Origin of the sequence: Mesorhizobium marinum (genome assembly GCF_040813675.1) — a bacterium.
In the GTDB taxonomy this organism is placed as follows: domain Bacteria; phylum Pseudomonadota; class Alphaproteobacteria; order Rhizobiales; family Rhizobiaceae; genus Mesorhizobium_K; species Mesorhizobium_K marinum.
In genome coordinates, this window is sequence record NZ_JBFOCI010000002.1 from 401553 (window position 1) to 414013 (window position 12461).

The window sequence follows — 12461 nt, forward strand, 5'->3', positions numbered from 1 at the left end:
GCCTTCAAATTAGGCAATTCTGAAAAGATGCCTAAAAATTCACCTAACGCCGAATGCGGATCAGGCCTTCCTGGGCTACCGAGGCGATCAGCGTGCCGTCCTGGCCATAGATGGCGCCCCGCGTGAAGCCGCGCCCGCCCTGCGTCGAAGGGCTGTCCTGCGTATAGAGCAGCCAGCCGTCGAGGGGGTGCGGCCGGTGGAACCACATGGCGTGATCGAGGCTCGCCGCCTGGATGTCCGGATCAAAGATGGCGCGGCCATGCGCGAAGGTCGACGTGTCGAGCAGGGTCATGTCGGAGAGATAGGCGAGTACCGCGGTCTGAACGGCGCGGTCGGCGGGAACCGGTCCCGTCGTGCGGATCCAGATGTTCTGGTGCGGCTCCAGCTTTTCGCGGCTGGTATAGTGCTTCAGCATGACCGGCTTCATCTCGATAGGCCGGTCGCGCTCCCAGTACCGGCGGATCCCGGTCGGCACGGCCTCGCCGAACGCGCTGATGAGCTGTCGCTGGTCGAGCAGTGAATCGGGAGCCGGGACGCCGAGCGGCATGGGGACCTGGTGGTCGAGACCGGGCTCCTCGACCTGGAAGGACGCTTCAAGCGAGAAGATCGCGTGGCCGTGCTGGATCGCGACCACGCGCCGCGTGGTGAAGCTGCCGCCGTCGCGGATGCGGTCGACTTCGTAGACGATCGGTACCTTGGTGTCGCCCGGCCTCATGAAGTAGCCGTGCAGGGAATGCACGTGGCGGTCGGGATCGACCGTTCGCTGGGCCGCGACCAGGGCCTGCGCGATCGTCTGCCCGCCGAAGACGCGCTGCCAGTCCAGTTTCGGGCTGCGACCTCGAAACAGATTGTGCTCGAGCCGCTCCAGGTCGAGAATGGCGAGAAGCTCCTGCATGGCAGCCGTCATTGTTTCGCGCCCTTCCTGCTACAGGCTCGGTACAGACGGCTTCCATCAGCGGGACCGGGACGGGCAAGTCAAGACGAGAGGTCGGGAGAAGCGCGATGGCGAAGGCAGCAGGGGTAACGGACGGCCCGCTCGACGTCCTCGTGGCCGGCGCCGGCTATGTCGGCCTGGCAACAGCGGTTTCGCTGAAGGCGGCACGCCCCGGGCTGCGCGTTGCGATCGTCGACGCCGCGCCGGCAAACGCCTGGGAAAAGGATCCCCGCGCTTCGGCGATAGCAGCTGCGGCCTGCCGCATGCTCGAACGCCTCCGGTGCTGGGACGACATCGCGCCGGAGGCCCAGGCGATCACCGACATGGTCATCACCGATTCGCGCGCGTCGGATCCCGTACGCCCGGTCTTCCTGACGTTCCAGGGCGAAGTGGCTCCCGGCGAGCCTTTTGCGTACATGGTCGCCAACAAGGTGCTCAACGGTTCGCTGCGCCGCCGCGCCGCCGCTCTCGGGATCGACATCATCGAAGGCGTCGCGGTTTCCTCCTTCGAGACCGGCCCCGCCGTCACCAAGGTTCACCTTGCCGACGGCGTTTCCCTTAAGACCAGGCTGCTCGTCGCCGCCGACGGCGTGAAATCAAAGCTGCGCGACATGGCCGGCATCAAGACGGTGACGTGGGAGTACGGCCAGTCCGGCATTGTCTGCACCGTCAGGCACGAACGTCCGCACAATGGCCGCGCGGAGGAGCATTTCTTCCCCGCGGGACCGTTCGCAACCCTGCCCCTGAAACCAGACAAGAACGGCGTCAACCGGTCGTCGATCGTCTGGTCGGAGCGGACCGAGGACGCCAACAGGCTGGTTGCCGGCGACGAACTGGTGTTCGAGGTAGAACTCGAGCAGCGTTTCGGCCTGAAGCTCGGAGAGATCAGCGTCGAGGGCAAGCCCCGCGCCTGGCCGCTCGGCCTGACGCTCGCCCGCGCCTTCGTCGCTCCGCGTTTCGCTCTGGCCGGCGACGCCGCGCATGGAATCCATCCGATCGCCGGCCAGGGGCTCAACCTTGGCTTCAAGGACGCAGCCGCGCTCGCCGAGACGATTGTCGAGGCCGACCGCCTCGGGCAGGACATCGGGGCGCTGGACGTGCTGGAGCGCTACCAGCAATGGCGACGCTTCGACACCGTCCAGATGGGCATCACCACCGATGTGCTGAACCGGCTCTTCTCCAACGACATCGGCCCCTTGCGCCAGATCCGCGACATCGGGCTGGGGCTGGTCGACCGGATGCCCCGGATGAAGGAGTTCTTCATACGCCAGGCGTCCGGCCTCGGCGGCGACACGCCGCGGCTGCTCCGGGGCGAAGCGATCTGAATCGAGCCGTTCGGACTTCACCGTCCCGGAACATCGTAGACGGCCCTCACTTCGATGGAGCCGAACTCGGCGATCGGGATGTCAGCCGCGATGGCGAGGGCCTCGTCCAGGCTGCCGGCGTCCAGCATGACGAAGCCGAGAAGCTGCTCCTTGGTTTCCGCGAACGGCCCGTCGGTCATGGCGACCTTGCCGTTGCGCCTGCGGACCGTCTTCGACGTCTTCACCGACTGCAGGGCCTGGGCGATGACCAGCTTGCCGGCCTTCTCGATCCACTTGTCGTAGGCGACAGAACGGCGGTCGAGCTCGGCGAGCCCCTCGGCCCCCAGTCCCTCGATGTGTTTTTCTTCACCGTAGACGAGGCAGACATAGTTCATTCGATCTCTCCTGCATGGCTTGAAGGGGTGGCCGCGGCAATCGAGAGCGCGCGGTCGGCGGCCCGCTCGAGCATGAACACGACAGACGCAATGACAAGCGCCGCCGCCAGCAAACGGCCGAAGCCGGAGGCGGTCGGTGAGGGCGCCGGCGGTTCGGGGCGAGCGCGCTCGCGACGCCTTCGCCAGAGGGCGGCGCATTGCCAGGCGGCATGGTGGAGAACGTCCAAGCTTTCCTCCCGGGCCGCGGCATGCGGCTCGGGGCAAGGACGGACACGGCGCGACGACGCCGACATTCTTGACGCCTTCATCCCGCATCTTTCATCGCCGACCCGTGTTTTTGCGGTCGAACCGGCGCGGCTTCCCGCGCTATAAAAGCGCCACCGCCGCCTTGGGCCGGCGCCATCCTCTGAACATTGTCCTCGCAACCCAGGAGAAGACCATGGACCGTCACGCCACAGCCGTCTGGAGCGGCACGCTGAAGGAAGGCGCCGGCAAGCTCGATGCCCAAAGCGGGGCCCTCCAGGGCCTCGGCTATTCGTTCAAGGGACGCTTCGAGGACGAAAGCGGCAAATCGGGCACCAACCCGGAAGAGCTCCTGGCGGCAGCCCATGCCGGGTGCTTTGCGATGCAGCTATCGCATTTCCTGGCCGAGAACGGCACTCCGGCCGAAAAGCTCGACGCAAAGGCCGTGGTCACCCTGGTGCCTGGCACCGGGATCACGGGCAGCGCACTTACGCTGACCGGTACCGTTCCCGGCATCGATGCGGCCAAATTCAGGGAACTGGCGGACAAGGCAAAGGCCGAATGCCCGGTATCGCGCGCGCTCGGCGCCATCAACGTGTCGCTGGACGCACGCCTCGCCTGATCACGTCGGTTGCCGGGCGCAAAGGCGCGCCCGGCGGCCCGAACGTCCCGATCCCATCGCGTCCTGCTGGAACCTGCCGCGCTGAATGCGCGTTCATGGCCAACCGATATGCACGGGGGATCGATGGAACAACTCGTCGAAGAATTCGCCCACCCGACATACACGCCCTTCCCGGTCATGGCGGCGCGCCTTCTTCTGGCGGCGCTGTTCGGCGCGGCGATCGGCTTTGAACGCGAGTGGCGCAAGCGGCCGGCCGGCCTCAGGACGCACATCCTCGTCTGCGTGGCGGCGGCGACCTTCGCCATCCTGACGATCGAGATCGTACACGCACCGATGTTCGAAAAGCAGACCGGCCGGTTCGACCCGATCCGCATCATCGAGGCGGTGACAGCGGGCGTCGCCTTCCTCGCCGCCGGCGTCGTCATCTTCACGCGCGGCCAGGTTCACGGACTGACGACAGGTGCCGGCATGTGGCTCGCCGGCGCCATTGGCGTGGCGAGCGGCATCGGCCTCTGGCAGATCGCGCTCTTCGCCACCGTTCTCGCGCTGCTTGTACTGATCCTGCTCTTTGCCTTCGAGTCAGGAATGGAGCTAAACCGGAGCGAAGATCTGGCTACGGCCGAGGACGGCGGCTCCGGCACCAAAGGTTCGGAGCCGCGCGGTTCCAATGGCGCGCCCGAGCGCGTCACTTCTCCTTCGTGATGCGGCCCGGCATCGACAGGTCACCCGAGGCGACGTCGTGCACGCCGGTCACGCAGAGCAGCGGCGTCTTGCCCTCGCCATTGACCTGAAGCTCCGCGGTTGCCGCATCGAAAGCTGCCTGCTCGCCGCCCTTGACCGGTACGGTGATGCGGGCCGTGGTGCCGGAGAACTGCGGCGACATGCCGGGGCTGTCCAACGCCACGGGCAGCATCGGAGCGGTCGCCGGCAGGATGTCGACGCCAGGTGATACGTCGAGCACCTTCAGGCCGGCGCCGCAGCCTGCGTCCTCGCCAAGCACCACCCAGTGGGAATGCCAGGATTCCCCGTCGTCAGAAGGATCTCCGTTGCCGTTCTCGTCGAACAGCGGCGTGTCGTCGAAATCCGGATGGGCGGTGATCGCAAGCGCCAGGATTCCGGACTTTTCAGCGAAGCCGGCGGTGGCGGGATCAAGTGCCGTCGGCCAGACATAGGCGGCAACCTTGGCTCCGGGCAGCCTGCCGGTCGCCTCGGGCTTGATCGAACCAGCCTCGCCGGCGAGTTCCATGGCGAAAGTGACGAGGCGCCCGTCCGTGCTGGCCGAAGCGGCGGTGATGTCGAACGGCGCCGGCTTTGCAGGGTCGACCGGGCTTTTCACGTCGTGGGCGGATGCGGTGGTCGCGACGGCCGCGAAAGCGACGGCAAGCAGGTGGATCTTCATATTTCTCTCCTTAGTATCGTTACGATACCATTTAGCGCTAGCACGCGCCCTCCACGGTTGCAATACTGGTATTGATACGATACTAAATTGACATGGATGCCCGGAACAGAACCGTCGAACTGATCGAGAGGATGGCGCGCGCAGTGGCCAACGAGGGCCATGCCCACGGCCTCAAGCCCGCCCAATGGGACGCGTTGCGCTATCTCTCCCGCGCCAACCGGTTTTCGCGCACGCCAGGTGCGCTGACGGCCTATCTCGGCTCGACCAAGGGCACCGTCTCGCAAACCGTGATGTCACTCGAGCGCGTCGGGCTGGTCGAGAAGGCAGCCAACCCGGGCGACCGCCGCTCGGTCCGCCTTGCCCTGACGCCTGCGGGATGGGCGATGCTGGAAAAGGACGAGATCGAAACGCTGCGCCATGCGGTCGACGAGCTTTCGAACGAAACCCGGCAAGGGCTCGAGGCCGGGCTGGATGCGCTGCTCGGCAAGCGGATCGCCGCCGGCGGCGGCAGGCCGTTCGGCATGTGCCGGACCTGCCGCCATTTCGCCGGCGACAGTGACGGTCCGGGCCGGCATTTCTGCCGACTGTTGCACCAGCCGCTGGCAGACGCCGAGGCTGGCCAGATCTGCTACGAACAGGAAGCGGCGTAGGGCGGTGTGATTGCCGCGTCGTCAAAAGCTTGATATGAGCCCCAGCCATGGAAGAGTTGTTTGGCGATCCGGCCTACAAGGGCTTCGTGCTGCAGGACAGGAAGCGCCTGCCGGCGCGGTTCTTTGCGCGCGTGTCCGGCGCAATGACCAGCCTTCTCGCCTGACAGGCGGCTGACGAACTCCGGCCCATCCGGACTTCCCCATTGTCTCAATCGACGGATTTACGCACATGAGCGCACCGCGCACCCTCTACGACAAGATCTTCGACGACCACGTCGTCCAGCGCGATCCCGACGGCACGTGCCTGCTGTGGATCGACCGACACCTCGTCCACGAAGTCACCAGCCCGCAGGCGTTCGAAGGCCTGCGCATGGCCGGGCGCAAGGTCAGGCATCCGGAAAAGACGCTGGCCGTGGTCGACCACAACGTACCGACCTCCCCGGACCGCGTGAACGGCATCAAGAACGAGGAAAGCCGCGTCCAGGTCGAGGCACTCGCCAGGAACGCCGCCGACTTCGGGGTCGAATACTATTCCGAGAAGGATCGCCGTCAGGGCATCGTGCACATCATCGGCCCCGAGCAGGGCTTCACCCTGCCCGGCATGACGATCGTCTGCGGTGACAGCCACACCTCGACGCACGGCGCTTTCGGTGCGCTGGCGCACGGCATCGGCACGTCGGAGGTCGAGCATGTGCTGGCCACCCAGACGCTGATCCAGAAGAAGGCCAAGAACATGCTGGTGCGCGTCGACGGGCAACTGCCTGCCGGCGTGACGGCGAAGGACATCATCCTCGCCATCATCGGCGAGATCGGCACGGCCGGCGGCACCGGCTACGTCATCGAGTATGCCGGCGAGGCAATCCGCTCGCTGTCGATGGAAGGCCGCATGACCGTCTGCAACATGTCGATCGAGGGCGGCGCCCGCGCCGGCCTGATCGCGCCCGACGAGACGACCTTCGCCTATGTGAAGGACAAGCCGCGCGCGCCGAAGGGCGAGGCGTGGGACATGGCGCTCGACTACTGGAAGACGCTGAAGTCCGACGAAGGCGCGCATTTCGACAAGGTCGTGGTGCTCGACGCGGCCAAACTGCCGCCGATCGTCACCTGGGGTTCGTCGCCCGAAGACGTTACCTCCGTGCTCGGCGTCGTGCCCGATCCCGACGAGATCGAGGACGAGAACAAGCGCAACTCCAAGAAGCGCGCGCTGGAATACATGGGTCTCGAGCCGGGCACCCGGATCACGGACATCAAGCTCGACCGTGTCTTCATCGGCTCCTGCACCAACGGCCGCATCGAGGACCTGCGCGCCGTCGCAGCCGTCGCCAAGGGCAAGAAGGTCAATCCGAGCGTCAACGCCATGATCGTTCCGGGCTCGGGCCTGGTGAAGGCTCAGGCCGAGGCGGAGGGGCTGGACAAGATCTTCATCGAGGCGGGTTTCGACTGGCGCGAGCCGGGCTGCTCGATGTGCCTCGCCATGAACGACGACCGCCTGAAGCCGCACGAGCGCTGCGCTTCGACGTCCAACCGCAACTTCGAGGGCCGCCAGGGCTTCAAGGGCCGCACCCACCTCGTGTCGCCCGCGATGGCGGCGGCTGCGGCCATCGCCGGGCATTTCGTCGACATTCGCGACTGGAACTAGGCCGACTGGCCACTCCAACGCGCCGGGCGGGCCCGGCGCGTTGCCGTCAGGGCGCGCTCCGACGCGTCAGTCCGGCCGCCGCACGATCTCGTGAAAGTTGTCGCGCCGGCCGGGCACGTCCTTGCCGACGATCAGGGCCAGCTGGTATTCCTCGAACAGCTTGAACCACTCGTCCCATTCCACGAGCTCGAACCCGCCGGCGTTGATCGGCCGCTCAGCGCGATCCTGGTCCTGATAGGCGGCCTGGCCGAACACCAGCCGCAACATGGGTTGCGTTCCGCCAGCCGGCGAAATGTCGACGACGGCCGGGTATCCGGAGCGGGCGGCGGCCCAGTCCCGGATCGTTTCATGGTCGGTGACGAGAACGGTTTCGGCCATTGGTATCTCCGTTGCGATGGAAATATTTGCGGAAGCGCCGCTCCGCTTCGGTGATTGTGCCTCAAATCCGCTGTCTGTGCTTAACGGTATTTTCGTCCCTGCCACCTAAAACCGACAGGATTCCGCAGGGGGCAGCGGCGTTTTGAGCACGGGTCTATTCATATCGCTGCTAAATCCGGCGATCGCACTGACGCTGGCGGCGGCATTTTTGCTGCTCTGGCTCAACACGCGCGAAAGGGGCTATCTCCTCCTGGTGGTGATCGCCTATGCCGGATCTGCGACGGGCTTCCTGCTGCAGCACTTCACGCTTTCCATCGGCTTTCCGGCGACCAGGATGCTTTCTGTCGGGGCATTCATGGCTTCGGCCCTCTGCCTCACAGTCGCAATCTTGGCGCGCTACAACCGACCGATCCCATGGCCGGCGTTCGTCGTATTCGCCGTCGGCGGGTTCGGCGCCTTTGCCTGGTTCATGTTCGTCCAGCCCGACCTGACCTGGCGCATCCTGTCCGTCAACTTCGCATTCGGCGGCATCAGCCTTGTCGTGGCAGCCGAGATCCGCGCGGTGCCAAATCGCGGACCCATCGAGCGGCTGCTGATCGTGCTGGCGGCGCTTTCGGGCGTCAACTTCATCGTGCGCACCGTGATGGTGGTCGCCCTTCACGGGCCCTATGCCGGCTATGAAGGCTTCTATTCCTCGCTGTATTGGACGACGGCTCTCTTGTCCCATGCGGTGCTGTCGCTGCTGATCGCGCTCAGCCTGTTGACCGCCGAGGCGTTGGACATGCTGAGGACGCTGCGTTCGGAATCGCTGACCGACCCGTTGTCCAGCCTGCTCAACCGCCGCGGTTTCGAGGCGAAGGCGTCGGCGATGCTCGACACCTGCAGGGCATCCGGGCTGCCAGCGGCGCTTGTCGTCGCCGACCTCGACCGCTTCAAGGCCCTGAACGACAGCCACGGTCACGCGGCCGGTGACCGCGTCATCGCGGAGTTCGCCGCCCGGCTGCGCAGCGCCGCCGGCCTGCGCGCAGTAGCAGGGCGCCTCGGCGGCGAGGAATTCGCGGTCCTCATACCGATGGCCGATCCCGCGGCGGCTCGCCTCTTCGCAGAGGCCGTCCGCACCGTTTTTTCGGCCGGATCGATCGATGGGCTGCCCGGCCACGTCAGGGTCACGGCAAGCTTCGGAATCGCCGTCCACTCCATTGACGAGACGCTGGACGATCTTACCCGCCGTGCCGACGAAGCCCTCTACCATGCCAAGCGGGATGGCCGTGACAGCATCCGCGTCTCGTATCAGCGCACGCCGGAGCCCCCGCCGCCGCTCGAGATCGTCCAGCGGTCCGCCTGAGCGAATGCATTGCCGGGCGGTACAACCGGAGGGTTGTGTGTTAACACCTTCTTTGCGGGCTGCGTGGTGTACTGGGCTCCCCAAGGAAGGGCAGTGCTGAAACCGTGACCGGCGCAGGGTTCATCCTCGCAATCAATCTCTTCGTGGCGGGCCTGCTCGCCGCCTCGTTCGCGGCGATCGCCGCCTACGACCGGCGCAGGGAGGCTGCGCGCTGGCTGGCGCTCAGCTATGCCATCGGCATGTCGAACTTCCTCATCGAGTTCGCCATCGCGACGGTGGGAACCTCGACGCTGCTCGTTATGGCGTCCTACGGCGCCCTTCTTGCGGCCCTTTCGGTGTTCAACATCGGCATTGCGCGAAAATACGCGGTGCCCGTCCCCCTGGTGACGCTTTGCGCCATATCGATGGTCGCTCTCGTCACCTGCTACTTCATCCAGGACTTGTCGCGGCAGTCGTTCATGCGCATGCTGCTCTACCAGTCGCCCTTCTTCGTCCTCCAGGCCATCGCCGCGGGCATCGTCGCGCAGTCGAAGGGACGAACCGCGCTCGACAACATGCTTCTGGTCCTGCTTGCGGCGAGCGCGCTGCAGTTCCTGTCGAAACCCCTGCTCTTCAGGGCCTTCGGCGGAACGGGAGACAGCCCCGACCAGTATCTCTCGACGATCTACGCGATGTTCTCGCAGTCGATGGGCACGGTCTTCGCCATGGCGCTTGCCCTGCTGCTGCTGGTCATCCTCGTCCGCGACGTGCTTTCCGATGCCCACGCCCGGTCCGAAACCGACACGATGTCGGGTCTTCTCAACCGTGGCGGATTCGAGACACATGCGTCGGTCGCCCTCCACGATGCCCGCCGCCTCGGATTGCCGGTGTCGCTGGTGATCGCCGATCTCGACCACTTCAAGTCGATCAACGACAATTTCGGCCATGCGGCGGGAGACGCGGTGATCGTCACCTTCTCGGGTTTCCTGCGCTCGGCGATGGCTCCTCACCATGTGGCGGGTCGGGTCGGCGGCGAGGAATTCGCGATCCTGATGCCCGGCACCAACCTCGTGGCGGCGCGACTGTTCGCGGAAGGCGCGCGCAATGCCTTCGCCTCCATGGCGGTCGAGGGCTTGCCGTCGACCAAGCGATTCACCTCGAGCTTCGGCGTGGCGGAACTCGCCAGGGGCGAAGGCATCGGCGACCTCATGGCGCGCGCCGACAAGGCCCTCTACCTCGCCAAGAACAGCGGCCGGGATTGCGTGAAGATCGCTCCGAGGCCGGGTGGCCGGCGCTCGGACGACGATTCCGGCGCAGCGATAAGCCTGACCTGAGGCCGGCCTAGTGTGCCTGGGCCGTTTCGATCGGCGTGGTGACCAGCCGGTACTCCGTCATTTCCGGCGCAGAGAGGTAGTAGAGCGCCTGTGGCGGCGTATCGAGCGCATGCAGCCATAGCGCCGGGTCGACGCCCATCTCGATGAGGTGGCGCGAGATGCGGGCCGTCGTCATCTGCGCATCGGCCATTGCCTGGGCAGGCGCAGTCGGGGTCGCCTCTCCCGCATAGAACTGATGCACGCCAACGGCCGCCATGGGTCCCACGGTTCGCGTAACGCCGCCAGCAAGCAGCAGCGGACACGACGATGCGCATAGCGCCCCGTCGTCGACGGTGGCCGAGATACCCTTGCCGCGTATCTGCCTGGCCATCGCCATGGCGTCGTCGAGCGCCCCGCCAGGCGAGTTGAGCGTGAGCACCTTCACATATTCGCCGCGGGCTTCGAGCTCGGCCGCCAGGCGCGCCGACGCGCCGGGGTCGATGCTGCCTTCGGCGGCAAGCACGCCGCCGGCGCGAAGCGTAAATGTCATGTTGCGCGCGAGGAGTTCCTCGCCGGCGGTGACGAAGCGGCGCGGATCGTCAGGCGGCACCGGCAAGCCTGTCTGGATCACCGGCGGGAGAACCGGGTCGGTCGGGACCTCGAACCGGGCCTCGTCCGGTCCCCACCAGCCGTTCTCCCGCGAGAGGTCGACCAGGTCGAGCGCGAGCACCCCGATCGCGCCCAGCAGGAGGCCGCGAAACGCCCAGCGCACGACCTCGCCGTCGTCGAAGCGTGAAAAGTACCGCACGAAACCGTTTTGCCGGGCCGGAGCCGAGCCAGGCAGGCCCGGTGGATGGAGGGACGACGCCGTCTGCATCTGTGTCATGGATCGCTCCGCTTGCGCTCGCCGAGCGTCAGGGACATCACGTTTTCGGCTGCAGGCCGATGCTCGCGCCGTGTCTGGTCCGCGCCATCGACCGGCGCATCGTCTGCAATGTCCGCAGATGCCCTGCGGCGTGCCAAAAGCGCCTCGTGCAGGTCGAGCGACCGCAACAGGTCGCCCGCGGTGATCCTGTCGGCATCGTCGATCTCATCCTCGCCGCGCCGCATCGCGCCGTGCACGACGCACATGATGCCGACAAGCACGGCGGGCAGCAGGTCGATCGAGATGGCGCCCGCCCAACTCGGCACGAAATCCGAGGCATAGCGGATCACGGCCTCTGCCGCCGTCAGCGGCACGTAGCGGCGGTCCGGCACCTTGGGCTGCGCCAGGATCTCGCCGGCGGCTTCCGCGAGCGCGGCGGACTGCGCTTCGACCGACGACCGGATGGTCGCCATGACCTGATCCTGCCGACCGGCGAGGTCGGCAGAATTGCCGTCCGCGACCGGCGCTATGAAGCCGACCGACAGGTCGGCGGCCGCCCGCATGACGGACGGAGCGATCGAGGTCTGCTCGAGCGCGGCGATCACGCCGGTCAGCTTGACCGCCTCGGATGCGAACGCGTCGGAGCGCGGCGCGATCTGGCCCGGCGACGAAACCAGCGTTCGCATGGTCGCAAGGTGAGCCTGGCCCTCGGCGAAGCTGAGTTGCACCGTTTCGCGCGATCCCTCGATCGTCGCGGCCAGTTCGTTCATCTGGGCCGACATCTGCGTCAGCAACTGGACGACGCTGCCCGAACCGGACGTGCCGGTCAGCGCGCCGGTCGCCTGTTCGTCGGCGGCGAGCCGGGCGAACCGCTCGGAGGCGCGCTGGATGTCGGGCAGCAGCGACAATGCGCCGAGCGCGTTGCTGTGAGCCTGGTCCAGATCGGCCGTATAGTCCTCGAGGGTCACCGCGAGGTGCTGCTCGACGGCGGCGGAACCGGCCAGCGCCGCGGCGTTCAGCCAGGATGACATCGCGACGATCATCGCCGAGCCGACCACCATGATGCCGACGAGAGACAGCCGCGATCCGCCGTCGCGCATCTCCGGAAGGAAGCGGATCAGGTAGGTCCAGAAGCCGTACATGGCGACCGAAACCGAGACCGAATAGATGATGGCGGCGAAGAAGATGATCGTTGCCGAACCGTCGAGCAGGGACCGCACGCCCAGGTAGGTATAGACGCCGCTGCCCAGCGCCAGCGTCGCCAGGACGAAACGGGTCATCGTCTGCAGCGAGGCGATGTGTTCCCTGAGGCGGCGGGTCTGGACGGCGCGGCTCATCGCTCGCTGGCTTTCAAAACGGACTCCGGCCCGCCTGTTGCGAGCCGGGAAGTGACGG

14 protein-coding genes are annotated in these 12461 nt (G+C 66.4%); 7 read left to right on the plus strand and 7 right to left on the minus strand.

Going from position 1 to position 12461, the window contains the following annotated elements:
- Window positions 1-43: 43 nt before the first annotated feature.
- A complete protein-coding gene (locus tag ABUE31_RS07455; RefSeq protein ID WP_367722897.1) occupies window positions 44-907 on the minus strand; it encodes an acyl-CoA thioesterase in 864 nt (287 codons plus the stop codon).
- 95 nt (window positions 908-1002) lie between these two features.
- Here ABUE31_RS07455 and ABUE31_RS07460 point away from each other — a divergent pair, with 95 nt between their 5' ends.
- Window positions 1003-2259, plus strand: a complete 1257-nt coding sequence (locus ABUE31_RS07460; protein ID WP_367722898.1) for a ubiquinone biosynthesis hydroxylase — start codon at window positions 1003-1005, stop codon at window positions 2257-2259.
- 17 nt (window positions 2260-2276) lie between these two features.
- Here ABUE31_RS07460 and ABUE31_RS07465 read toward each other — a convergent pair whose 3' ends face one another.
- On the minus strand, window positions 2277-2633 hold the full coding sequence (locus tag ABUE31_RS07465) for a YciI family protein (protein WP_367722899.1): 357 nt from the start codon (window positions 2631-2633) through the stop codon (window positions 2277-2279).
- Complete coding sequence (locus tag ABUE31_RS07470) at window positions 2630-2860, minus strand: hypothetical protein (RefSeq protein ID WP_367722900.1); 231 nt, start codon at window positions 2858-2860, stop codon at window positions 2630-2632. The genes ABUE31_RS07465 and ABUE31_RS07470 overlap by 4 nt, the downstream gene beginning before the upstream one ends.
- Before the next feature lie 212 nt (window positions 2861-3072).
- On the opposite strand from ABUE31_RS07470, the gene ABUE31_RS07475 reads away from it, so the two are divergent.
- Both ABUE31_RS07475 and ABUE31_RS07480 read left to right on the plus strand, forming a co-directional pair.
- Window positions 3073-3498: an OsmC family protein gene (locus ABUE31_RS07475; protein ID WP_367722901.1), complete on the plus strand. Its 426-nt coding sequence runs from the start codon at window positions 3073-3075 to the stop codon at window positions 3496-3498.
- 123 nt (window positions 3499-3621) lie between these two features.
- Window positions 3622-4200 carry an MgtC/SapB family protein gene (locus ABUE31_RS07480; protein WP_367722902.1) on the plus strand — a complete coding sequence of 193 codons (579 nt, stop codon included), beginning with the start codon at window positions 3622-3624 and terminating at the stop codon, window positions 4198-4200.
- Here the strand turns inward: ABUE31_RS07480 and ABUE31_RS07485 are convergent.
- Window positions 4184-4897 carry a hypothetical protein gene (locus ABUE31_RS07485; RefSeq protein ID WP_367722903.1) on the minus strand — a complete coding sequence of 238 codons (714 nt, stop codon included), beginning with the start codon at window positions 4895-4897 and terminating at the stop codon, window positions 4184-4186. The genes ABUE31_RS07480 and ABUE31_RS07485 overlap by 17 nt on opposite strands.
- Before the next feature lie 92 nt (window positions 4898-4989).
- Between ABUE31_RS07485 and ABUE31_RS07490 the strand changes: the two genes are divergently transcribed.
- Both ABUE31_RS07490 and leuC read left to right on the plus strand, forming a co-directional pair.
- A complete protein-coding gene (locus tag ABUE31_RS07490; protein WP_367722904.1) occupies window positions 4990-5547 on the plus strand; it encodes a MarR family winged helix-turn-helix transcriptional regulator in 558 nt (185 codons plus the stop codon).
- Between the two features lie 229 nt (window positions 5548-5776).
- Window positions 5777-7186: a 3-isopropylmalate dehydratase large subunit gene (gene leuC / locus ABUE31_RS07495; protein ID WP_367722905.1), complete on the plus strand. Its 1410-nt coding sequence runs from the start codon at window positions 5777-5779 to the stop codon at window positions 7184-7186.
- 66 nt (window positions 7187-7252) lie between these two features.
- On the opposite strand, the gene ABUE31_RS07500 is transcribed toward leuC, so the two are convergent.
- Entirely contained in the window at window positions 7253-7564 is a 312-nt protein-coding gene (locus ABUE31_RS07500) for a hypothetical protein (RefSeq protein WP_367722906.1), read from the minus strand.
- Between the two features lie 142 nt (window positions 7565-7706).
- Here ABUE31_RS07500 and ABUE31_RS07505 point away from each other — a divergent pair, with 142 nt between their 5' ends.
- Complete coding sequence (locus ABUE31_RS07505; RefSeq protein WP_367722907.1) at window positions 7707-8909, plus strand: GGDEF domain-containing protein; 1203 nt, start codon at window positions 7707-7709, stop codon at window positions 8907-8909.
- Between the two features lie 104 nt (window positions 8910-9013).
- Window positions 9014-10222, plus strand: coding sequence for a GGDEF domain-containing protein (locus ABUE31_RS07510; protein ID WP_367722908.1), 1209 nt, complete (start codon window positions 9014-9016; stop codon window positions 10220-10222).
- A 7-nt stretch (window positions 10223-10229) separates the two neighbouring features.
- Here the strand turns inward: ABUE31_RS07510 and ABUE31_RS07515 are convergent, their stop codons facing one another.
- Window positions 10230-11087, minus strand: coding sequence for a COG3904 family protein (locus ABUE31_RS07515; protein ID WP_367722909.1), 858 nt, complete (start codon window positions 11085-11087; stop codon window positions 10230-10232).
- The gene (locus ABUE31_RS07520; RefSeq protein ID WP_367722910.1) at window positions 11084-12403 is read right to left on the minus strand and encodes a hypothetical protein; all 1320 of its coding nucleotides are present in this window, start codon (window positions 12401-12403) and stop codon (window positions 11084-11086) included. The genes ABUE31_RS07515 and ABUE31_RS07520 overlap by 4 nt, the downstream gene beginning before the upstream one ends.
- Between the last annotated feature and the right edge of the window lie 58 nt (window positions 12404-12461).